Source organism: Paraglaciecola mesophila (assembly GCF_009906955.1).
Classification (GTDB): domain Bacteria; phylum Pseudomonadota; class Gammaproteobacteria; order Enterobacterales; family Alteromonadaceae; genus Paraglaciecola; species Paraglaciecola mesophila_A.
Genome location: NZ_CP047656.1, coordinates 3744446 through 3768398 on the forward strand (window position 1 = coordinate 3744446; position 23953 = coordinate 3768398).

The 23953-nt window shown below is 43.0% G+C and carries 20 protein-coding genes; 11 read left to right on the plus strand and 9 right to left on the minus strand.

Annotated elements, in window-relative coordinates:
• Positions 1–11: 11 nt before the first annotated feature.
• Both FX988_RS16050 and FX988_RS16055 read right to left on the minus strand, forming a co-directional pair.
• Positions 12–848: a mechanosensitive ion channel family protein gene (locus tag FX988_RS16050; protein ID WP_160181125.1), complete on the minus strand. Its 837-nt coding sequence runs from the start codon at positions 846–848 to the stop codon at positions 12–14.
• Between the two features lie 308 nt (positions 849–1156).
• Positions 1157–1753 carry a TetR/AcrR family transcriptional regulator gene (locus tag FX988_RS16055; RefSeq protein ID WP_160181126.1) on the minus strand — a complete coding sequence of 199 codons (597 nt, stop codon included), beginning with the start codon at positions 1751–1753 and terminating at the stop codon, positions 1157–1159.
• A 488-nt stretch (positions 1754–2241) separates the two neighbouring features.
• Between FX988_RS16055 and FX988_RS16060 the strand changes: the two genes are divergently transcribed.
• The gene (locus tag FX988_RS16060) at positions 2242–3153 is read left to right on the plus strand and encodes a diguanylate cyclase (protein ID WP_254700639.1); all 912 of its coding nucleotides are present in this window, start codon (positions 2242–2244) and stop codon (positions 3151–3153) included.
• A 23-nt stretch (positions 3154–3176) separates the two neighbouring features.
• On the opposite strand, the gene FX988_RS16065 is transcribed toward FX988_RS16060, so the two are convergent.
• The 3 genes from FX988_RS16065 to rimK form a co-directional block, all read right to left on the minus strand.
• Complete coding sequence (locus FX988_RS16065) at positions 3177–3719, minus strand: acyloxyacyl hydrolase (protein WP_160181127.1); 543 nt, start codon at positions 3717–3719, stop codon at positions 3177–3179.
• A gap of 254 nt (positions 3720–3973) precedes the next feature.
• Positions 3974–4423: an ATP-dependent zinc protease gene (locus tag FX988_RS16070; RefSeq protein WP_160181128.1), complete on the minus strand. Its 450-nt coding sequence runs from the start codon at positions 4421–4423 to the stop codon at positions 3974–3976.
• A gap of 67 nt (positions 4424–4490) precedes the next feature.
• On the minus strand, positions 4491–5396 hold the full coding sequence (gene rimK, locus FX988_RS16075; RefSeq protein ID WP_160181129.1) for a 30S ribosomal protein S6--L-glutamate ligase: 906 nt from the start codon (positions 5394–5396) through the stop codon (positions 4491–4493).
• Between the two features lie 250 nt (positions 5397–5646).
• On the opposite strand from rimK, the gene FX988_RS16080 reads away from it, so the two are divergent.
• The 3 genes from FX988_RS16080 to FX988_RS16090 all read left to right on the plus strand — a co-directional run bounded on the left by FX988_RS16080 (position 5647) and on the right by FX988_RS16090 (position 8999).
• Positions 5647–6636 carry a zinc transporter ZntB gene (locus FX988_RS16080; protein ID WP_160181130.1) on the plus strand — a complete coding sequence of 330 codons (990 nt, stop codon included), beginning with the start codon at positions 5647–5649 and terminating at the stop codon, positions 6634–6636.
• Positions 6637–6704: 68 nt separating this feature from the next.
• Positions 6705–7892 carry an FAD-dependent monooxygenase gene (locus tag FX988_RS16085; protein ID WP_160181131.1) on the plus strand — a complete coding sequence of 396 codons (1188 nt, stop codon included), beginning with the start codon at positions 6705–6707 and terminating at the stop codon, positions 7890–7892.
• A 360-nt stretch (positions 7893–8252) separates the two neighbouring features.
• Positions 8253–8999 carry an SDR family NAD(P)-dependent oxidoreductase gene (locus tag FX988_RS16090; protein WP_007984901.1) on the plus strand — a complete coding sequence of 249 codons (747 nt, stop codon included), beginning with the start codon at positions 8253–8255 and terminating at the stop codon, positions 8997–8999.
• Positions 9000–9101: 102 nt separating this feature from the next.
• Here FX988_RS16090 and FX988_RS16095 read toward each other — a convergent pair whose 3' ends face one another.
• Positions 9102–9839: a FadR/GntR family transcriptional regulator gene (locus FX988_RS16095; RefSeq protein ID WP_160181132.1), complete on the minus strand. Its 738-nt coding sequence runs from the start codon at positions 9837–9839 to the stop codon at positions 9102–9104.
• A gap of 521 nt (positions 9840–10360) precedes the next feature.
• On the opposite strand from FX988_RS16095, the gene FX988_RS16100 reads away from it, so the two are divergent.
• From FX988_RS16100 to FX988_RS16125, 6 genes are all read left to right on the plus strand, one after another.
• Positions 10361–12625: a polysaccharide lyase 6 family protein gene (locus tag FX988_RS16100; RefSeq protein ID WP_160181133.1), complete on the plus strand. Its 2265-nt coding sequence runs from the start codon at positions 10361–10363 to the stop codon at positions 12623–12625.
• A gap of 57 nt (positions 12626–12682) precedes the next feature.
• Entirely contained in the window at positions 12683–13978 is a 1296-nt protein-coding gene (locus FX988_RS16105) for an MFS transporter (RefSeq protein ID WP_201751598.1), read from the plus strand.
• A 64-nt stretch (positions 13979–14042) separates the two neighbouring features.
• On the plus strand, positions 14043–14969 hold the full coding sequence (locus FX988_RS16110; RefSeq protein WP_160181134.1) for a sugar kinase: 927 nt from the start codon (positions 14043–14045) through the stop codon (positions 14967–14969).
• 154 nt (positions 14970–15123) lie between these two features.
• Positions 15124–16293: an NAD(P) transhydrogenase subunit alpha gene (locus FX988_RS16115; RefSeq protein ID WP_160181135.1), complete on the plus strand. Its 1170-nt coding sequence runs from the start codon at positions 15124–15126 to the stop codon at positions 16291–16293.
• Positions 16293–16574: an NAD(P) transhydrogenase subunit alpha gene (locus tag FX988_RS16120; RefSeq protein ID WP_006991067.1), complete on the plus strand. Its 282-nt coding sequence runs from the start codon at positions 16293–16295 to the stop codon at positions 16572–16574. The genes FX988_RS16115 and FX988_RS16120 overlap by 1 nt, the downstream gene beginning before the upstream one ends.
• A 12-nt stretch (positions 16575–16586) precedes the next feature.
• Complete coding sequence (locus FX988_RS16125) at positions 16587–17972, plus strand: NAD(P)(+) transhydrogenase (Re/Si-specific) subunit beta (protein WP_160181136.1); 1386 nt, start codon at positions 16587–16589, stop codon at positions 17970–17972.
• Positions 17973–18400: 428 nt separating this feature from the next.
• On the opposite strand, the gene FX988_RS16130 is transcribed toward FX988_RS16125, so the two are convergent.
• The gene (locus FX988_RS16130) at positions 18401–19396 is read right to left on the minus strand and encodes a GGDEF domain-containing protein (protein ID WP_254700640.1); all 996 of its coding nucleotides are present in this window, start codon (positions 19394–19396) and stop codon (positions 18401–18403) included.
• Positions 19397–19670: 274 nt separating this feature from the next.
• Positions 19671–20081: a hypothetical protein gene (locus tag FX988_RS16135; protein ID WP_160181138.1), complete on the minus strand. Its 411-nt coding sequence runs from the start codon at positions 20079–20081 to the stop codon at positions 19671–19673.
• A 206-nt stretch (positions 20082–20287) separates the two neighbouring features.
• Here FX988_RS16135 and FX988_RS16140 point away from each other — a divergent pair, with 206 nt between their 5' ends.
• Positions 20288–21268, plus strand: a complete 981-nt coding sequence (locus tag FX988_RS16140; protein WP_160181139.1) for a cation diffusion facilitator family transporter — start codon at positions 20288–20290, stop codon at positions 21266–21268.
• A 137-nt stretch (positions 21269–21405) separates the two neighbouring features.
• On the opposite strand, the gene FX988_RS16145 is transcribed toward FX988_RS16140, so the two are convergent.
• On the minus strand, positions 21406–23655 hold the full coding sequence (locus FX988_RS16145; RefSeq protein WP_160181140.1) for an alginate lyase family protein: 2250 nt from the start codon (positions 23653–23655) through the stop codon (positions 21406–21408).
• Positions 23656–23953 lie beyond the last annotated feature (298 nt).

Consider the following 23953-nt stretch of genomic DNA (forward strand, 5'->3'; position numbering starts at 1 on the left):
CTTGTTCAACGCTAGCTTAGAGTATCGGGTATAATATGCACATCGCGTTGTGGAAATGGAATTGTCAAACCAGCTTCCTCTACCGCAGATTTAAGCATCGGGCGAATATCAAAAAACAATGACCAATAATCATCTGTTTTTACAAAAGCACGGACTAAGAAATCTACTGAACTGGCTCCTAACTCTACCACAGCAACCACATTGCCTTCCTCGGGAAGCACGCGCGAGTCGCTCAGAATGGCTTGCTCCATTGCCGCTTTACCTTTTGCAATATCATCTGAGTAAGCGATACCGATAGAGACTTCTACTGCGCGAATATTACTCGCGGTATAATTGGTTATATTGCCATTCGCTAATGGGCCATTTGGTACAATGATGATGCGTTTATCAAAGGTTTCAAAGGTAGTGACAAAAATACCTATGTCTAAAATAACCCCTTCTACATCTTGAGCGCCCACATAATCAGCGACTTTAAAGGGGCGAAATATCAGTATCATTACCCCGCCAGCAAAATTAGATAAACTGCCTTGTAATGCAAAGCCGACAGCTAGCCCAGCGGCACCCAAAATGGCCACAAAAGAGGTTGTTTCGATGCCCACCATAGAAGCAACGCTTATGACTAATAGCACTTTGAGCACGACTTCGAAAATATTGGTTAAAAACTGAGCCAGTGTTTCATCAGGTAACCCTTTCACCGCGTGATGGCGCACTACGTCGCTGACTTTTCCTATAAGCCACAAGCCAACCACTAAAACAACGATGGCCAATATGAGTTGTCCACCGTATTCGGTGCCAAGGGTGATCGCTTTATCGTAGAAGGTTTGTAATTGTTTTTCGAATGAGTCCATTGAAGATCCTTTTAAGTTAACTCTGTGCAAATGACAGTAAATATTTGCTGATAGATAATGCAAAACTGCGCAAAATCCGTTGCCAAGTGACTGATCGTGCGAATTAAATCACTTAGATCAAAGCTTACGAAAGCGGTTATAAATTCACTATTAGACAATAGTGTATGCAATGAAAAGGTAAAATGCGGTGATGGGACATCACCGCACCAGATATAACGCTATGAAGAGGGTATACCAGAGGCGCTGCTTAGGGGATTATCATACTATATAAGTATAGGCAGGGCTTGGGTCAGTACCAGGTCGTTAATTTAATGTGAGTGCTGCTCAGTGAACTGGGAGAACAACGTTTCTATTTGACGTTCTACTGCGTTGCTATCTCCTGTGGCTTTTAAATAAGAACGCCAGCCGATAATGTTAACTTGTAATACTTTTGCGGCTTCAAGCACATCTAATTGTGCTGGCACTGTGTGTTGTAATTTTGCTTGATTAAAAACTTCAGTAAACATGTGCTCAACGTCTTCAAGTAATGAGCGTGCTAACGTTAATATGTCACTGTGGCTTTCGTCTAACTCAGACAAGGTTTTGGCCAACATACAAATTTCACTTGGTCGCCTCTGGTTAGGGCTTAATACCAGATCATGTATTTGCGCTTTAAAGGCGCCGAGAACATCTGCATTGTTAAAAACATGAGCTTGAAGTTGTTTAGCCAACGCATCAGCATAATGCTTTAATACCGTAATGAATAAGTCTGATTTACTGCCAAAGGCAGCGTAAATACTGCCTGGGCGCATATCAATGACGCTTTGTAATTCCCGAGTTGATGTGCCTAAATAGCCTTTTTCCCAAAACAAGTTTTTAGCTTTCTCGAGCACATCTTCCCGATCGAATTTAGAAATATTCGCCATGGTCGCCTCTATATTAATCTTAACGAACTTCTTATTTAGCGATAATACGATATCGCTAGGCCAACAGAAGTGCACGTTCATTGAACGAACGTTCATAAATTATTTTACAGTCCGCCAAAAATGAAGTCAATTCGGTTTAGGTCCCGCCAACAAAAGATTAAGTAGGCGAAGTTGAGGGGCGAATTAAGAAGTAGTCGCTGGTGTGAAGGCTCACGCAGGTCTGGATTTCGACCTATTTATATCTGCTAACTTTTTATACACACATAGCGCAAAATCTCGTTTATTTTCATTCTGTTGAAACATATCACTGTAATATCACCATGTTACACGTAGTGGATTTCATTACTTAATGTCAATCAAACTTTAGTATATAGTGTGCGGTTTATTGTCTCAAAGCATGATGCTCGTTCTGCAACTATAATGAGTATGCGTTAAGCCAAAACAAGATAATTAAGGGGAACCCCGTTATATCCCAGGCCATACCCGATTTGGGTCAAGCACTTACCAGCGTCAACAAAGGAAAAATATTAATTGTTGATGATGAAGCGATAAATATTCATATCTTGTCGAATACGTTAACTGAAATATACGATATTTTTGCAGTTACATCGGGTAAAGAAGCGATTGAATTTTGCTTACGTACACCGCCAGATCTTGTGTTGATGGACATGGATATGCCTGGCGTAGATGGTTTAGCAGCGTGCCGTGCTTTGAAAGAGTTCGGTGAAACACGAGATATTCCCGTTATGTTTATCACGGTTCACGTAGATTCAAGTGCCGAAGATAGATGCTGGGATGCTGGGGGGGTAGATTTTTTAGTTAAGCCCGTCAACACAAATACCTTAAAGCATCGAATAAAGTCTCATTTAGCCTTAAAACAAGTGACAGATGAATTGCGCAAGATGGCTTATCAAGATGGTTTAACTCAGGTAAGTAATAGGCGCTATTTCAATGAATATTTAGCACGCCAGAGCAAGCTAAAGCAGCGCTCCGGTTTGCCTCTTGGGTTGATGATGTTCGATATCGACTTTTTCAAGTCATTTAATGACTTATACGGACACTTAGCAGGTGATGATTGCTTAAGACTTGTGGCCAAGGCTCTATCAGCCTCGGTCGTTCGCCCTGGTGATTTTGTCGCTCGCTTTGGCGGTGAGGAATTCGCCATTGTATTACCTGATACAGATATAGAAGGTGTGATTTTAGTCGCGCAAAGAGTGCAAGCCCAGATTAAAGCATTAGCGTTAAATCACGAGGGCTCACCGTTTGGAAGGATCTCAGGCAGTATTGGCATTGCCGTCAGTGATGCGAAAAATCCTGAACAAGCAAAGTTAATAGAAAGAGCTGATAAGCATTTATATCAAGCCAAGGCGACGGGTCGAAACAAGTTTGTATTTGAATAGCTTTTAAATCGCCATTTGCTGCCTTAAAACGTTTTAGCATAGGCGATATTTAAGAAGTTCATGCCAGGGTTATTACTACCTAAGCCACCGTTCGAATAGTGCATATAACGTAAAGCTAAAGATGAATCATTATTCTCTCCAAATTCAACTTTTACTCCCAATCTATCTTCGAATTGATAATGGGAGCCAATGTTTTTCCCCGCAAACTCTCTGTCTTTTACTAAACTAATACCGATACCGGCCTCCCATTTCACAGGATATTTATCCCACAAGGTCGTAAACTGCTTGGAGATGACCGGTGATATAGAAATGGCGTAATTGGTCTGGTGATTGTTCTGTGCTCCATACTCCCAGAAATTAATACTTAGTTCCCAGTACAAATCGACCTTACCTAGCACCGGTATTTCCGCTACTTGATTCACATATGGCCTATAGGCGAGGCGAACACCTTGTGTGCTGCTTTCTCCGTTTAAAAAATCAATTGCATACCCCTGTTGCCGGGCAGTGACCGCACCAGAAAAAAGTGACAATGTAATGAATAGGCAAAAATATAAACGACAACCCATAAGGCCCCCTACTACTGTGAATTTGAAAGGTTAAATCCGAGCAGAAAGAATGCCAAAAGCAAACTAATAACAAAGTTAAAGCATATAAAGTGGAGCTAAATCAGTTGGTTAGTTGGCGTTTCATGGGATGCCAGAAGGTGGGCGAGGGCCTATTTTTTTAATGAAAACAGTAGTTGGGATGAAAATTTTATGTACCTAATAGCGATATTTTCACAATAAATAGCGCCATTAGGTAATGAGTCATCATGGAGCGATTAATTTACCAATCCTGCGCTCAATTCATACTCTAGGGCGGGGTCCACCAAAAACTTACCAGCTAAAGCTTCGCGCCCAAGCAACATCAAATAGGTCATTTCAGAACGGTCTGTCAAGGTCAGTTGGATATCCCAATTTAACTCCGCCATTTGAATTTCGGTTTTGATAGTGTAGCGCTTTTCCATTGTCGCGGTAGAGCTTTTGACTCGCTTAATGGCTTCTACTTTTGCTTCACGGCGTACGATCTCAGCTACGTTATGAATGTTAGGGTGAATATCAAAACTGACCCAGAGTTTACCTGCGCGTTCAAATTCCTCAATATTATCTACGTGAAGTGAGGAGGTAGTCGCGCCGGTGTCCACTCTGACATTTAATGATTTTATGCTGAGCTGGGGGAGATCGCACAGTTCAAGCGTGCCGACTATGGGTTTGTCTAAGTATCGATTCATCGTTATTTCTCTTTTAAAGTCGATATACCAACTAATTAGCGTAAGCATACCGCTATTGTGCAGGGATTTAACCTTTGCCTCGGGTCTTTGTGTTGTTGGGCTTAGCGTTTTTTACAATAAATTCGACTATCATACTAGCCACATCTTTACCGGTCGCGGTTTCAATGCCTTCTAATCCTGGGGACGAATTGACTTCCATTACGACCGGACCACGGTTTGAGCGCAGAATATCAACACCGCACATATTTAAGCCCATAGTTCTGGCAGCATCAATGGCCGTCTTTCGCTCCGCTGGAGATAAGCGCACCAAGCTGGCTTGCCCACCTCGATGCAAATTAGAGCGAAACTCGCCTACAGCAGCTTGGCGCTTCATCGCAGCCACGACTTTACCTCCTACGACTAAGCAACGAATATCAGCCCCACCTGCTTCTTTGATGTACTCCTGAACCAGAATGTTGGCGTTTAATCCCATAAATGCTTCGATAATGGATTCGGCGGCTTTTTGCGTATCAGCTAACACAACACCTATGCCTTGGGTACCTTCTAGCAGTTTGATGACGACAGGAGCCCCACCGACGTTCTTTATTAGATCGTCGATGCGATCCGGTTGACGAGCAAACCCCGTACGCGGCATACCAATACCTTTGCGTGACAACAACTGCATAGAGCGCAATTTGTCGCGAGAGCGGCTAATAGCAACCGATTCATTGACACTAAAGGTCCCCATCATTTCAAATTGACGCACTACGGCGGTACCGTAGAAAGTCACCGAGGCACCGATGCGCGGAATAATAGCGTCGTAGTAGGGTAAGGCCTTACCTTTAAAGCGAACGGCCGGTCGACTGCTACTTATATCCATATAACAGTGCAATATGTCTATGATGTCTACCTCATGACCTAAAGTTTCGCCTGCTTCCTTGAGGCGTCTGGTGGAATACAGGTTTTCGTTCCGGGATAAAATAGCTATTTTCATTTGAATCTCTGAAAAATCAATGAGTGAAAACTGGGCCTTAGCCTAGGATAGGACGAGTAGAATAAACGAATTATTTACTAAATGTATTTGTATGTAGCCAACTTATTCGCGATACGGTACCCAGCTACAAATTACCCATAGTGTACCCTTTTTGTGAGTATTTAAACCCTAGCCATATGAAAAACGAGTATTCATCGGTAAAAAGGTGCTTTATATTCGCCACACTAATTGTTCTGTGGGAGTAATAGCAATGCAGCAGCATCAAGAACTGTCCTTTAATCAACGTGATAGCTTTTTGTGGGCATACCATTTTTCAAACGGTATTGGAAAGCCGATTGAGCCAAAAGGATTAAAGAGCCTCGATGGACCGCCTGGATTTTTCTGGATCCATCTACAATCTGATTCAGTTGACGCTGAGCAAACCATGGAAGAGTTGGGCTTATCAAAATCAGTCGCTGATTCGCTGCTCGCGCTAGAAACGCGTCCGAAAACGTTGCCACTCGAGGGTGGGCTAGTGGTCTATTTACGTGGTATCAATACCAACCCAGAGGCTGATCCTGAAGATATGGTGTCGTTACGGTTATGGCTTACAGATTCAGGGGTTGTGTCCACTCGGCGCAGAGATAGAAAACTATACTCAGTGCAAGATGTAAAAAATGACATTGACCAGGGCATTATGGTCGCAAGTATCGGTGACTTACTATTAGAAATTATCGAGCGGGTGGTCGATCGGATCAGTGAAATGGTTGATATTTTGGACGAGGAACTGGTAGATTTTGAAACCTCTGAATCCATGGATGTTAAAGCGCGTCAACGTTTGTCTATTGTACGTCGTCAAGCAGCATCAATTCGTCGCTATCTTGCCCCCCAGCGCGATGCATTGGACGCGCTTTATCGTAGCAATAAGTATTTATCTCAGGAGCAGGCATTTACCCTTAGAGAGCAAATAGATAGAACGATACGTTATGTAGAAGACTTAGATCTGGCAAGAGAGCGCGCCATTGTATTGCAAGACGAAGTTCGCAACCGAATTGCTGACCGTCAAGGCATGGTGATGTACGTACTTTCACTGGTGACAGCTATTTTTTTGCCACTTTCATTTCTTACTGGTGTGTTTGGTATGAATGTAGGTGGGCTACCCGGTATAGACAACCCCGAAGCGTTTAATCAATTAACTCTCGCTATGTTAGGGGTTGCCGTATTATTAGGTGGTTTTATGCTTTGGAAACGCTGGTTTTGAGGGAATCGATGGACAATTAGCGCTTAACAGATAACTAAACTGAACGTATTGAAAAGTAAGTGGGGCCGATGTCGAGAAAGATAATTATTGCTGGTGCGGGAATTGGAGGGCTCAGCGCTGCGCTGGCACTAAATTTAGCAGGTTTTGACGTGCATGTACTTGAGCAAAGCGATGCACTGGCGGAAGTCGGAGCCGGTATTCAATTAAGTCCTAATGCGATGCATGTTATGCAAAAGCTTGGTTTAAGTGAGAATGTTTTATCACGAGGCTTTTTACCCACAAGCGCTACGATGCGCCATTTTCGAACAGCAAAAGAATATCTGCGTATGCCATTAGGCAATGTCATCGAGAAAAAATTTGGTGCCCCTTATGTACACATTCATCGTGCTGATTTACATCGAGTTTTACACCAAGCAGCCTTATCTAGGGGGGTTCAGATTAGCGTCAATACCCGCGTTAAGCGTTACCAAAACCTACAGATAGAAGGCGTGAATCAGGTTCAAGTTCATCTAGAAGACGGCCGCGAAATGATCGCGGCTGCTTTGATTGGGGCTGATGGAATTCGCTCTGCTGTAAAGAAGCAAATGTTGCCGCTCGCTAGTGTGGAGTTTACAGGGCAAGTAGCATGGCGTGGCACGATCGATGCGCAAAAGGTGCCTCGTAACTTGGTCAAGCCCGAGGCTAATTTATGGGTGGGCCCAGGTGCTCACTTAGTCAGTTACTATGTTCGAGGAGGCAAAGAAATTAATGTGATTGCTGTTCAAGAACAATCACGATGGACCGATACACGCTGGAGCGTTCCAGGGGATGTCAAAGTACTGCGTGCCGCGTTTGGTAACTGGCACTCAGATGTGACGCAACTACTGAGCAAAGTAGAAGAGTGTTTTTTATGGGGATTATTTGCAAGCCGGCCATTGGATACTTGGGTTGACGGTCACGTTGCTTTGCTCGGTGATGCTTGTCACCCAATGCTACCCTTTGTTGCTCAAGGTGCAGCAATGGCTATTGAGGATAGCGCGTGTCTAGGACAAGCGTTGTCCAGTAATGAGAGCATTAATAGTGGATTATCAGTTTACCAATCTAGACGTTATGCAAGAGTGACCAAAGTACAAAGAATGGCCGCTAAAAATGCCAGTATTTATCATATGCAGGGGGTGAGCTCTCGGGCCAAGCTGCTGGCATTGAAGGCTGTGAATAGCTTATCTTCAGACATTTCAGCGTTACCCATGTCATATGTGTACCGTTACAAAGTGTAATAGCCATTGTGTGAAAAGGTCAGGTGAATTGGTTAACTATCTTGTCTAATTAAGTTTGGAAGCTTCTAATATTTTTATCTTTACCAGCCAGCCTCAATCGTAAACAATATCACTGGGAATAAAAGCACCTTGACGCTGACGATAAATGTCATTGTGTTAATGATTTTTAACAAAATACCGTAAAATATCAATTGGTAAAGCCAAATGTAAATAATTGGTTGACAATAGGTGTGTTGATTAGTTAATTTAAGCAGGTAGACTTGGATTGGTATTATACTTCGACGGGCTGTGCGGTGCTCCTTGGGGAAACTGATTGAAAGTTTATTTATATGCTAATTTGAATATCCAGTGGAGAAGATTATGACAATGAAAGGCAAAGTAGCCATAGTGGCAGGCGGTGGACGTGATATTGGTCGCGCTTGTGCATTAGAATTGGCCGGCCGTGGCGCAGATGTAGTGATTACTTATCTTGCCAGTGAAGCTACCGCACAAAGTGCAGTTGAAGAAATCCAAAAGCTTGGTGTGCGTGCAGTTGCAGTGAAAGCTGACTTAACACAACAACAAGATGTAGATGCATGTGTGCAAAGTACGGTAGAGCAGTTTGGTAAAGTCGACTGTTTGGTACATGTATCTGGTGGTTTAGTTGAGCGTGTGAAAGTAGCAGATATGAGTTTAAGCCATTTCCACAAAGTAATGGATTTGAACCTAACATCGTTATTCATGATGACTCATGCATGTATACCACACATGCCAAAAGGCAGCAGCATTGTAACGCTTGCGTCTCAAGCTGGTCGTGATGGCGGCGGCGGTGGAGCGGCGATTTATGCCACTTCAAAAGGTGCAGTCATGACCTTTGCTCGCGGACTAGCTAAAGAGCTTGGTCCTGATATTCGCGTTAACGGTGTATGCCCAGGCATGATCAGCACGGGTTTCCACGATACATTTACCCCAGATGCAGTACGTGAAAAAGTAGCAGGTTCTACTGCGCTTCAACGTGAAGGTAGTTCAGAAGAAGTGGCTAAATTAGTGGCGTTCTTGGCGTCTGATGAAGCTTCATATATGACAGGTACTAACGTTGATATTAACGGTGGTATGTTGTTCTCATAAGCCTTTTCTTGCTTATGTATAAAAAAGCCAACTGATGTTGGCTTTTTTATTGGCTATGATTTATGAAAATGAGAGCGTAAATGTGGTTACCTTGGGGTTGCCCTATGCCTCACGAATGACATGAGATAACGAATATAAACCTCGGGTTTCTATCGTTTGACGGCGAACCTCCTCCAAGGCTTGTGCTTCTTTTGCTTCAAATAGCGCGTTAATCAAGCGGTTAAAGTGTTGATGCATCGCGGCGCGAGCAGCCTGAGTATCACGTTTCTTCAACGCTTGGTATATAACAGTATGCTCATGTAAACGCTTAGAGCTACTTTGACTACAGACGCCTTTATAAGCGGCTTTAACCTCAACGTTGGTGTCTCGAACCTGCCATAGGTTTTCTACAGCTAGTAATATGGCGTTATTACGTGTTGCGCGAGAAATAATCATATGGAAGTCACGATCAGCGTGTTCGGGGTTCTCTTCTTGCTCCATCGCATCAAGGGTACTTTTTAAATCACGTAACTCCTCGTCAGTGATAGTCGTTGCCGCAAGTGCAGCAGCTTCGCCTTCTACTAGCGCGCGGGCTTGAGTGAGCTCAAATGCACTGATGCTGTGTAATTGCTTAGGTGCATTTTTGTTTTCTAATACGTATACGCCTGAGCCTGTCTTTACTTCTACTCTTTCCCTTACTTCGAGGGCAATAATTGCTTCGCGAATAGTGGGGCGGCTCACGTCGAACGTTTCAGCTAATTCGCGTTCTGGAGGTAAGCGACTACCGGGTTGATACAACCCAGATTCAATAAGTTGCTCTATTTTTTCGACTATATTCCAGAATAATCGACGACTCTTCATTTTAACTTCCCACTTTATATTACATAACGTTCTACTACTTGCAGGCATTCTACCACAAATGCAGATTATGCAAGTGCTTTAGAAATAGGTATAGCATATTTTAACAAGTATGTAGCATATATTTAACTGTGATTATTACCAATGATTATTTTATTGGTAATAACATATTTGTTAAATTGGTTAATATTAGTTTGACATTTAATTCGACTATTGGTTACATTGAATGGACGGTTCACGGAAAACCAAGCCAAACAAACATAAAGTATGTTTGGGTAAATAATAAAAAGTCGTGAACAGTTTAAGAACAGGTTACATCGCCAATTTACGCAAACCCTTTGTACCCTACACCTAAGTGTATTTTGGCGATTCTTTTTAACCTGTTGTCATTTTCAAAGGGTGCTTTATACCCGCACGTGTAAAGCGCACTTATTATTTAACTGCATTGCAGTAAACGGCTGACAATCAAGTTCTTTATTGAATGATTGTTTGTCGTTTCAAAAAACGAGATTAGGCACTTACTTATGCGCGCAAATTTTCAATTATCTTCTTTGGCTCGTCCGGTATATTTATTACTTGCGTTTCTAGCTTGCGGGAATGCTTACGCAGTGGATTTACTTGTCAAAACACCAGAAGCCTACGAGCAGGCATTAAAAAATGCAAAACCGGGGGATGACATCATATTAGCGGACGGTACGTGGCATAATTTTGAAATACTGTTTGAGGCGAAAGGAAACGAAAACAAGCCTATAACCCTACGCGGTCAAACTCCAGGTAAGGTATTTCTTACGGGACAATCTAACTTACGCTTGGCAGGAGAGCATCTTATCGTTAGTGGCCTAGTCTTCAAAGATGGTTACACCCCCACTGGGGAAGTGATCGCGTTTCGTCGTAATAAAGACGTGTTAGCCAATCACAGCCGAGTGACGCAAGTGGTGATTGATAACTTCAGCAACCCAGAAAAATTTGAGCAAGACAGCTGGGTGATGATATATGGCAGACATAACCGTTTTGATCATAATCACTTAGTGGGTAAACGTAACAAAGGCGTGACAATGGCGGTACGCTTAACGACAGAATCGAGCCAGCAGAATCACCATCGAATCGATCATAACTATTTTGGCCCGAGACCCATTTTAGGCTCCAATGGTGGCGAAACGTTGCGCATAGGCACCAGTCATCATTCTCTCACTGACTCGTTTACCTTAGTCGAAAATAATTACTTTGATCGTTGTAACGGCGAAGTCGAAATCATTTCAAATAAATCCGGTAAAAATAGTATTCGCAACAATGTGTTTTTTGAATCACGCGGCACGCTCACACTAAGACACGGTAACGGCAATATTGTTGAGAATAATGTGTTTTTTGGTAATGGCGTTGACCATACAGGCGGGATCCGAGTGATTAATCGAGATCAAATTATTCGCAATAACTACCTAGAAGGATTAACCGGTTATCGTTTTGGCAGTGGTTTAACGGTAATGAACGGCGTACCTAATTCAAAAATTAACCGCTATCACCAAGTAGATAATGCTCTGATTGAAAACAATACCTTGGTGAATGTGGCGCATATACAATTTGCAGCTGGCAGTGATAAAGAGCGCTCCGCTGTGCCGATTAACTCTCACATGAATCACAACTTGATTGTGAATGAGCAGGGCACGGATGGCATCACTGCTTTTGATGATATCAGTGGAATCAAATTTGCGGATAATCTAGTTAATCAAGAAGCTACATTGAGTATCGATAAGGGGTTCAAGCAAGCCAATATCACAATGCAGCGCAATGACAATGGTTTGTTATATCCCAAAGCTAAGGCGCAACAAAAGTATGGTGTCGGTGCACAGCTCAAGCCTATTACTAAGGATGAGGTAGGCGTGAGTTGGTATCAAAAAGTTGAGCCTGATGTCGCCTTTGGCTCAGGTAAGCACATTTCTGTCTCGCCCGGCGACAACACCTTGTTTGATGCTATTGCTTTAGCTGAGACAGGTGATGTGCTGGTATTACAAGGGGGGGAATATTGGGTTTCAAAAATACTGAGCTTAGATAAAACCTTAACTATTCGCGCACAAGAAAAAGGTACGGCTGTGATTTTCCCCCAGCGCTCTACCTTGATTGAAATTAACAACAACGGCAATTTGACCTTAGACGGGGTCTTGGTTGATGGCACAAATGCACCTGATGCTGCAGGCAATACGCTCATTCGTACTACGCGGTTACCGATGCAGCGCAATTATCGCTTATCGATTAAAAACAGCACGTTTGAGAACTTAGACATTAATCATTCTTACCACTTTTTCGATGCAGGCAATCGCAGTTTTGCCGACTACATTCAAGTGACTAATAGCCATTTTGCTCATATTACCGGTGACTTATTCCGCCTAGACAAGGAGACGGATGATCTGGGTATCTACAATGTTGAATATCTCACCATTGAGGATTCCACAGTAATGGATCTTGAAGGGGCGATAGCGAAGGTTTATCGAGGTGGAACAGATGAAAGCACCTTTGGCCCTCATGTTGTGCTAAACAACAACACATTAAGTGAAATTGGCAAAGGTAAGCGTAATAAAAGCGCTGCGAGCTTGATTTTACATGGCACTCAAGTGAATAAAATGACGATGAATGAATTTAAAAGTTCAGCGCCTATCATTTTTGAACTCACCGTTGGTGAGCCAAAGACTTGGGTAACCGGTAATGTGTTTGAGGGAACGCCTGAGCCTGTCGTCAGAGATCTATTTCCACTTAGTGGGGCAACGACAACAATAAGCGACAATACAATCCTTTAATCACTAAATGCGTTTTTTGGTCTAATAATTACGTTAGACAAACAAGAGTATAAAAATATGAAAATGAAAAATTTACGTTGGTGGGTTATTGCTTTAATCGCATTGGCAACAGTGATTAATTACATTGACCGTCAAGCACTTAGTGTTCTATGGCCTTATATGGGTAGTGAAATTTATCCAGAGAAAAACGCCGATGAACTTAAACAGGTTTTAGGGACAGTGAGCGTAGTATTTTTATTCTCTTATGCAATAGGTCAGGCCGTTTTCGGTAAAATATTTGACTGGATTGGTACCCGATTAGGTTTTGTTTTGTCTATTGGGGTCTGGTCTTTGGCCACTGCATTACATGCTTTTGCTCAAGGAGTTTTAACGTTTAGTTTTTTCCGTTCAATTCTTGGTATAGCGGAAGCTGGAAATTGGCCTGGAGCTGCAAAAGCTAATGCCGAATGGTTTCCAAGTAAAGAGCGTGCGCTAGCACAAGGTATTTTCAATTCGGGGGCAGCAATCGGCGGTATTATTTCTGTTCCATTAATTGCTTACTTAGCATTATTCTTCAGTTGGAAGGTTATTTTTGTACTCATAGGTTTAATCGGACTTTTATGGTTAATACCGTGGTTAGTACTAGTTAAAGCACCACCTATAAAGCACCCTTGGATAACTGACGAGGAGCGGGACTATATCTTGTCAGGCCAAAAATCTGTTAGTAACGAGATCGGCGAAGTAGATGAATATGTACCAAGCTATGGTGAAATGTTAGGTCGTAAAGAAAGCTGGGGCGTAATTATTGCGACTGCCGCAATTGACCCAATTTGGTGGTTGTTTATTGTTTGGATACCGACCTACTTAGTAGAAGTTTATAATATGGATGTTAAAGGGTTAGCAATCATAGGGTGGGTTCCTTATGTAGGCGCTATGTTCGGGGCTTGGTTTGGCGGTTTACTATCTCAAAACAGAATTAAAGCAGGTTGGAGTGTGAATAAAACACGTAAAACCGTAATAGTGCTTGGGTGTCTTATAATGCTGCCAGCATTATTAATGCTAGCTAACCCAGGTAGTGCCAACTCTGCCGTTCTTATTATGGGCGCTATATTATTTGGTTTCCAAACTTCGATTGGTAGCATTCAAACGTTACCGAGCGATATGTTAGGTAAAGGTAGCGTTGGCTCGTTAGCTGGTTTCTCGGGCATGGCCGCTAAGTTTTCAGCAGCAGGTTTAACAGCAATAGTTCCAATTCTGACTGCTGGTGCAAACTACCATAACGTATTCATCCTTGGCGCTGCTCTGGCCACTATTGTAATGCTAAGTATCTTATTCCTTTGCCCTAAAATAGAGCCGCTAAAAAGTAAAAAATAGGTTATTTAATTTATATTAGTTAAAGCATGAGTGTTTTATTAATCTCTTATATCCAGGGTGTTTTATGCAAAAAGTAGTGTTGATTGGTGAGTGCATGTTGGAATTGCGCGAAGGAAAAAATGGGGTAATGCATCAATCATTTGCTGGTGATGCCTACAATACTGCTGTTTATCAAAAGCGCGCTTTCCCTGAGCAAGATGTAAGCTTTATGAGCGCTCTTGGTCGTGACGTAGTGAGTGATAAACTGTTCAAGCATTGCGAGCAGGCTTCATTAAATAATCAGTACCTAACGCGTAAAAGTGAGCAAAACCCTGGGGTTTATTTAGTTCAAACCGACGAGCATGGAGAACGCTCCTTCCTTTATTGGCGTGAAAACTCTGCCGCTAGGCAAATCATGCGTTATATCGACAACGACATGATAGAAACCATGCTCGACAGTGAACTCGTGTTCTTTTCAGGCATTTCGTTAGCTGTTATTCACTCAGATGATCGCCCCGCATTTTGGGCTATGCTCAAGCGCTTGAAAGAAAGTGGGGTTAAACTGGCGTTTGATCCTAACTATCGTCCCCGCTTATGGGCGTCACCAGAAGAAGCTCAACAGCAGTTTCACTATGCGTATGAGCTTACTGACATTTTACTTCCTGGTATTGATGACTTCGCGCAACTTTATGATTTAACGCAGCTCAGCGAGATCCTAGAATTTTGCCAACCTTATGATATTCATGAATTAGTCATAAAAAATGGTGCTAACAGCGTCTATTGCCAGCTAGGCAGTAACCTTATTCATTTGCCCATCGCACCGGTGAAAAATGTTGTAGATACCACCTCAGCAGGGGACTCATTCAACGGTGTTTACTTAGGAGCACGATTAGCTGGAAAGGAGATAGAGCACGCAGTGAGCCTGGCTTCAAAAGCAGCTGCTATCGTGATTCAGTATCCAGGGGCGATCACCCCTGAGTCAGATTTTATTGAGCGTCTTAATCAACCATAGTTGACATTCATCACTGCAATTAATGTAAGTCTACGTTTTTATAAAGATTTTTACATATTCTATATAACTAAACTGAATTATTAACTTGCACTCTAGCAGTGCATAGTTTGTGCACTGTTGTGAGTCAAATTGTAACAAAACTTTGGAGGGGCCTATGCCTACTATTGCATTTCCGGCTGAAATGAAAGCGGGCGAGAAGCGTTGTTCGCTTTTACCCGTTAACGTAAAGGCATACAAATTACTGGGTGCAGATGTACTGATTGAATCTGGCTTGGGTCAGCACATTCATGTAACGGACGAAGAATACATCGAGGCGGGAGCCCGCGTATCATCAACGCGTGACGAGCTACTTGCTTCAGGCGATATTGTGCTAAGTCTGCATAAATTGAGTGAAGGCGATGTTACTCATGTCAAACAAGATGCTTTGGTGGTTAGCTACCTTGATCCATTTAATGAACCTAGCTTTGTCGACACGCTTTGTAATAAAGGCTTGACCAGCATCAGCATGGAGATGATCCCCAGAATCAGCCGTTGCCAGAAAATGGATGCCCTTAGTTCTCAGGCAAGTTTGGCCGGTTATGTCATGGTAATGCAGGCTGTGAACACGCTGGCTAATGTGCTTCCTATGATGATGACGCCAGCGGGTACGTTGAAGCCTGCAAAAGTATTTATCATTGGTGCAGGAGTGGCAGGTTTGCAAGCCATCGCGACTGCTAAACGACTAGGTGCTAGTGTTACCGCGTTCGATACACGTACCGTGGTTGCTGAGCAAGTGCGTTCATTAGGTGCGAAGTTTTTAGACATCGATTTGGGCGAAACAGGTGAGACAGGGCAAGGTTATGCACAAGCACTGACACCAGAACAAATGCAAATACAGCAGCGTGAACAGGCAAAATGTATTGCCGATTCAGATATTGTGATCACAACCGCTCAGCTATTTGGTCGTAAACCGCCCGTGCTTATCAAGCAAGATACAATAGCCTCAATGCGTCCTGGCAGCGTAATTGTCGATATGGCAGCAGAAACAGGCGGTAACGTTGAAGGCAGCGTATCGGGAGAAACGGTTAGCATTCACAACGTGAATGTTATAGGCACAGGTGCATGGGCAAATGGTGTGGCAAAACACGCAACCCAAATGTATGCCAGCAACTTATACAATTTGATCAGCGAATTTTGGTCAAAAGACGATAACCGCTTCGCGTTGGATATCGAAGATGAGGTGCAATCAGGTTGTATTATTACCTATCAAGGAAAGGTCGTTAACAAGATGATTAGCGATTTTTATGCCGCACAAAAACAAACTACAAACGACGGGGTAGCGTGATGGAAGCCATATATTTGCTGTTTATTTTATTGTTGTCGATTTTTGTCGGCTTCGAATTAATCCAAAAAGTTCCTGCCACTTTGCATACACCGTTAATGTCTGGGGCGAACGCGATTTCTGGGATAACAGTGGTCGGTGCTTTGGCCTTAGCAGGGGATGAGACGCTGGGTGAATATGCAATGTATTTAGGTGCATTTGCCGTATTTTTAGCGACGATTAACGTTGTGGGTGGCTATTTAGTGACCGACAGAATGTTAGCCATGTTCAAGAAAAAGCAGTAGGCGGGACGAGATATGACATCAAATATAGATTTAGTGATTAATTTCACCTACGTAATTTCCGCGGCTTTATTTATTTTTGGCTTAAAGTTATTGGGTCATCCCTCTAGCGCACGCAAAGGCAATTTAGTCTCAGCTGTAGCGATGTTACTAGCGATTGTGGTCACTCTGCTAGATAACAACATTGTAAACTTCCAGTGGATTGCTATTGCTATGTTGGCGGGGGCCGTAGTTGGCTTTTTTGCGGCGCGTTTGGTTGCCATGACAGACATGCCTGAAATGGTTTCTCTGCTTAACGGGGTAGGCGGCCTAGCAAGTGTGTTTGTCGCTTGGGCAACCATTCAAAGCGGTTCTGGGTTAACTGCATTTATCTTGGTGGTGACCTTTCTTGCACTATTAATTGGTGGTGTGACATTCTCTGGCAGTATCGTAGCATGGGCCAAACTAAGTGAGCGCATCACTGGGCGTGCTGTGACCTTTAGCGGGCAAGCCATCGTCAATGTGATTATAGTGTTAGCTATTATCGTCACAGGGTACGCCTTTGTTGCCCAGCCGGAGATTGCGCTTTCTTCTGCACAAGTGTTGTATGTTGCTTTAGCGTTATCCTTACTGTTTGGCATTATGTTAGTTCTGCCTATCGGTGGTGCTGATATGCCCGTGGTTATTTCGTTGCTTAACAGTTACTCAGGTTTAGCGGCTTGTGCTGCTGGTTTCGCATTGCAGAATAACATTCTTATTGTGGCCGGTTCGCTGGTGGGTGCAAGCGGCATCATCCTAACCAACATTATGTGTAAAGCCATGAATCGTTCGTTAAGCAACGTCCTGTTTTCAGGGTTTATGCCAGTGCATAGCTCTGACATGGTCATTGAGGGGGAAGTGAAACCTCTGTCTGCAGATGATGCCTTCTATGTATTAGAAGCGGCGCAGTCTGTTGTGGTTATTCCTGGTTACGGTATGGCGGTTGCGCAAGCACAACACGTAATGAAGGAATTACAACTGCAACTTGAAGACAACGGCTGTGAAGTAGCTTACGCTATTCACCCCGTAGCGGGGCGTATGCCAGGTCACATGAATGTTTTGTTAGCTGAAGCAGATGTTTCATACGAGCATTTATTTGAAATGGATGATATCAATAAGCGTATCGAAAACTTTGATGTGGCTATGGTTATAGGCGCTAACGACGTGGTTAACCCTGCGGCTCGTGAAATGAAAGGCAGCCCAATTTATGGCATGCCAGTGATTAATGCTGATTTAGCGAAAAACGTGTTTGTACTTAAGCGTGGTATGGCGTCAGGTTTCGCCGGAATAGACAATCCACTGTTCTTTAAACCGAACACGCGAATGATTTTTGGTGATGCAAAAGAAACCCTAGGTAATATCGTTAAGCAGTTTAACGACTAAGCGTTGTGCAAGTTTATTCTTTGATGAAAGCCCCTGTTTACAGGGGCTTTTTTTATTCAACACAGGGAGCAGTCGGGTTATATCAATCCGCATTTATCATTGCTCCCTCTGAATGCCTCCAACGGTTTTTTGATTAATACCAATTCCATTAAATAATTAACCACTCAGCGAAAATTTAAAAGGACTTAGTCAAGGCGCTTGAATGAAGTAATAGTGGTGCTCTTTCGAGTTCGAGCAACACAGAGTAAGTCCTTTTAAAATTCGCCCGAAGGGAATTCCCCAGCGGGTTTTGCACTACGTTCTCGGTATTTGAAAGGGAACAACCATTACTACACACCGACGCCTTGTTCAAAACCCGCTGGATGAATTCTGAGAGGCCAATTATTTAATGTAATTGGTATAAGGCATCGCTATGTCGTAATGGTTGCCTACCTTTTAAACACTGCCTGATTCTTACCTTTTCGCTTGGCACAATACAGCCGTTCATCAGCCTGCTTTAAGTGCTGGGAGAGGGGGGTGCCGTCTTGCACTTCTGATACCCCGATACTAATTGTGATATTGATAGTCAGGGTGTCGTTACCAAATGGTGTGTGCTGTATGGTGTGACGCAAGGTTTCGATGATGTGTACTAGACTCTCCATGGTGCAGCCTTTGAATAAAACCACAAACTCTTCTCCACCTATACGGTACACCTGATCATCACCAATAGTTTTCCGGACTAATTTGCTTAGTTGCAGTAAAACACAATCGCCGACATCGTGGCCAAATTTGTCGTTAATTTGCTTAAAGTCGTCGATATCAAGCAGCGCTACGCTTATAACGTCTTTATCTAGGTATTGGCTAAAATGTTCCTGTAAGGCAAGGCGATTATAAGTTTGGGTGAGGGCGTCTCTCAGGGCTAAATTGACAAGCTTCTTTTCATTACTTTTGCGGCTCATTTCGTAGCTATGTGAAATAACCCAGATAACGATGTAAGCCAAGACGAAATTAATTAGTATCGATATAACAGCATCTGTGTTTTCAATTTGTGTATTGAAGTACAGAATATTGACTTCGATAAGCAGTAAGGCCGCGCTGCAAACTACTCCCACGCGTTTACCAAATAGTAGGTACAGCAGAATAGGAAACGTGAGTAACCAAAACGGTAACCCGGACAATAACCCCCCATACGAGCTGACGACACTATTGGCGAGAATATACAAAAACATGACAGCGTAACTGTGCCATTGCTGATAATGGCCCTTATGATGGTGCCAAGCAATAACAGTGCAAAAGAGACATAAAAATAAGTCTAGTGTTGCTAGCAGCCAGTAACTTTTAAGCGCATTTGCCAGCGTGACTAGGGCAGCTGCAACGGCGATGATCAGCGTTAGGCCTCGCAAGATACGTCTGCGCAATATTTCAGTCGTATCCTTTCCTGTCATACCCATACTTCAAGTATCCAGCTACAAATCACTTCGTTTTTAACCCACTAGAATTTACATTGACCATGTAAGATTAGTTCACCAGATACAATTTGCGAGGAGAGTCAGCTACGGGCAGAGATTTTAACCTATTAAATTCAGGTGCTAAATTTAGGCACTTAAGTCACGGATGCTTTGCCTAGAGTGTGACAAGTACATCCGTATGATATTTTTTACGTTACCGGGGCGCTCACTGCGCCATTATTGGTGAATGGGGCAGGGCGTGTTGTGGATATTACTGTTTTATATTGGCAGCCAATTTTTCTCGATAAGGCGTGCAGCCTTTGTATGCTTCTTTATAACGCCAGCGTTTAATTGTTTTGTGGGTATCTGTGATCACCGTCAACTCGCACTCAATATTAACCTGAGTAGGTTGCATCATGGTTTTAGCGATAAGCGGATCTTGGCCTTCAAGCCCGGTGGCTCGTTCCGTTTCTGTCACCAAATCAGTATGATTTCTAATAATTTGATAGCGATATGTGATTTCGTTATCAATTAATTCAATATCTTCGGGAAAACCAATCACGCTAAAGAGATGATTAATAGGTTGACCTTTAAACGGGGTTAAACCGTCGTCTAACGGCGGTAAACTGGCGCAACCGAATAATAAAGTCGGGGCAAGTAAAAGCAAATAGGTTATTTTCATTACGTCACTTTACGGGAATTAAAAGTTAAAGCAGAGACAGTTCCTGCAGGTTCAAGTTCAATTGTGGTTTGTCTTATTGGTTAAACAACAGACTAGCATCTTTTTCTTTAATTATTTGAATGACAGTGCTGCAGCAATCAAAGGGATTTTACTATATGTTAGACATACATAATTAAACATGCAGTAATGAGATAACAGACAGCATCATGAGCCTAAAAAGTGAAAGCACACAAAGTGATAGCCAAGCCAATGTTACCCCTTCTTCGGTGAAAAAGCAGCGCGAACCTAATCATGGCCACTCGCACTCTCATCATGGACACCATCACCATATCGACCCCTCATCATCGAGAATTGGCTGGGCATTTTTACTTAATGTAACCTTCACCATCATAGAATTTATTGGCGGCTGGTTAACAAACAGCACGGCCATTATGGCTGATGCCGTCCATGATTTAGGTGATAGCTTATCTATCGGCACTGCTTGGTTGCTCAATCGCGCCGGCAACAAAAAAGCCACAGAAAGATTTACTTACGGCTTTAAACGCTTATCGCTGTTAGCAGCCATGCTCAATGGCATTGTGCTTGTCTGTGGTTCTGTATGGGTACTTATAATGAGTGTACCGCGTTTGTTTGCACCTGAAATGCCGCATACTGAGGGCATGTTTTTGCTGGCGTTACTTGGAGTAGGCGTTAATGGGGTGGCAGCCTATAAGCTCAGTGCAGGGAAAAGCCTTAATGAACGTGTTTTGAATTGGCATTTAATTGAGGATGTACTGGGCTGGGTAGCGGTATTGATTGTGTCAGTGGTGCTAATGTTCGTGAACCTACCCATTTTAGATCCTTTGCTGTCAATTGGGTTTACCTTATTTATTTTGTACAACGTAGTGCGCAACATACAAACAACATTAACGTTATTTCTGCAGGGTGTACCTGATGAAACCTTGCATGACGACATTAAAAAGAAGTTGATGAATATCGAATACGTCGCGGATATTCACCATCTTCATTTTTGGTCGTTGGATGGTGAGCAACATGTTTTAACGGCGCATCTCGTCCTAAATAAAGCATTGGAGCCCGAATGCTTGGTAAAAATAAAATGTGAGGTCGCTGAGTGCCTGAGTGAATATGCCTTGGCGCATACAACCATAGAGTTTGAGTTTCCTGATGAAGCATGTCGCGATGATTAGTCCTGCTGTTGTTACGCAGGGCAAAGTAAGCTCGTAAATAAGCTATGCAAACCCGAACAAAATGGGCAAAAAAGGCTGATTGACGTATGCCGTCAATCAGCCTTTTATCTTCGCATTAGCTGTTGGCTTTCGTTCGCTTATAAGGCACTTGTATACAGGTAGGGGCCGGTCCAGCGATACACCTTACCGTTCAGTTTTAGCTTATGCTGGGTACTTTTCGCGGCATCTGAATTCGATAAAATAAATATACTTTCTTGGCCTTTAACGTGAGCAATTGAAACTGCTGTATATTTGTCGTCATCGCGCACCAGGGTCAATTGGGCGATGCTGCTATCAGAGTTAACCGATAACTCCGACACAGGGCTATAACTTCCATGGGGCTCTATGACAGAGGCAAACGTGGTACTTGCCGTATCTTTTCTGCGGATCATTAGAGCGGCGTCTCTACGCAAGTTGAAATCCGGATCATTGGCGCCTAAGCGGGTCAGCAGCAACTCGTCAGACTCATCTGTGGCTGAGGTCAAGGTATAGTATTTGCCATTGCCTAGCCAAGAAAACTGCGTATTGCTCCCTGAAGGTTTACCTTTACCTTCTAAATAAAGATGTTGATAACCATTGTCGTCCCCTAGTGGTTTTAGGACGGTAGGAGATTGATACTCGAAGTTATCACTGAGCACTTGGCCCATATAATAAAATGGTAAATCATACTGATTTTTTCGTTCTGACTTTACTTTCATAATATCCAGAAGAAACGGCTTCTCAAAACCGTCACTTTTTATCACGGCCATGGTGCGGTGCATCTGAGTATCAGGATAAGCGTTGCTCTCAATTGCGCTAACCACCTGCACATTTTTATTAGTGTCATCATAAAAGTACAAATCTGAGTGATGCTCACTGGCAATCTCATATTTTCCAGAGAAGTGCATCTGTTCATTTATCGATAGCGTATTATGAGCAATGGTAGTTTTAGCCCAGGTCTTATTTTCTTTTAGATAGTTACCACCGCCTTTCTGGCCGATATTCACAAAGCGCGCAAGGCCATAATCTTGTAAGACTTCATCGCCCTTTTCATACAAAGAATACGAAAGCTTATCGTAGTGCCCGTGGCTTAGACCTTGTGCCGCATATTTGAATACCAAGGTTAAGTCTTCATTGCCATAACGTAGTACGCCGACGCCACCTTGATCACCTGCTTGGCCATCTCTTAAGTTAATAGAATTTTTCACAAAGGGTTGAGCTTTTCCATCTCGAATCCCCATTGCCACGGCCAAGCCTGATTGGTCCAGCAGTACTTGGTTTTGCTTTTCAGCTATACTTAACAGTTGTGGGTTTTGGTTACCATATTGATAGGTAATATCAACGGCCGTCACTAACGCTGGGGTATAATATGACATGCCTTTTTGGCCGTCATTTAATGGAAAAAACTCTCCATCAGCATCGGTTAAGTTAAGCAGGGCGTCTACCCCTTTAAGCAGCACATTGTCTTTATGCGAAAACACCTGCATTTCTGGTTTTACATGCTTCATCGCTAAACCGAAAATTAAAAACGGATACATGGCGTAGCGCTGATAATAGGGCCCTTCGGTATAATAACCATCAGGTGAAAAAGGGTCTTCTAAGTTAGCTAAAAATCCCGCTTTCTGACCCGCTACTTTAATAAAACCACCGTCATTATCACGGCCACCGAGTTCAAGGCCATCATCCTCGATGCCATACAAGGCCCTGTCTAGCAGTTCTTTATCGTCCATGACGAGCGCGATCATACCAACAGCGGCGTTACCCCAGGTACTGTGGTTATGAACTCGGTTGTAAAACTGTGGATTCTCAATAGAGATAAAATCCGCAAAAGGACGAAATAGGTTGTTCTCTAACTTGTCGCGCTCTTGTGCCGTTAGCGTATCGTATACGGCGTCATAGGCCTGAGCCATATACACCAACCAGTTACTGTCATTTAGACACTGCCAAAATAGCTTACCTCGGGCGTAAGAGCGTTCCTGTGGATGCACAGGTAAGTCTTGATACATAGCTTCATATTGAAACAGCATGTCTCGAATATACTTAGCGTATTTGTCGTCTTGGAGTATTTGATAAAGCGCGCCGGCTTTTTGCGCCGTGAGAAAATTCAGCTTGTGTCTTTGGTGGGTGTAACCGCCGGAAAAGTCTTTTGGGATCGGGGTGTCTATGCCTAACGCGATTTCTGCATCCACTTCATCTTTAATATTTTGTACAGACGCGTCAAATAAAGGAACTTGTCCTAGATTATTTCTAATTTTATCTACACCGGCTTTGGTCATGATCAGGTTCGGATGCTCCTGAGACTGCACAGCTAAGGGCGCATTGAGTGCAGCAGCCACTAGCAGCAGGGCAGTGATTTTCATTTTTTTCATCGCGATTGTCTCCGGTTCTATACCTGTTCTTTTACTCAAATGTAAACCATGCGCCCATACTGATGACTGTCGGGCAGTCTTTTATCTCAAATTCGTCTTTGTTTACATATGCTTTTGAAATCTTGGGCTTACATCACTTTGAATTGTTAACGTAATGATATTATCCGTTGCAAACTTAACTGATTGGTAGGTTAGATGTCAATTATTTGTTATACCAAATGTTTAACCAATTTGCTGCTTCTTTATTTCCAATCTTAAATCAGTGAAGTTAGGGTAGATAAAGGCTCCTGAGGATGGC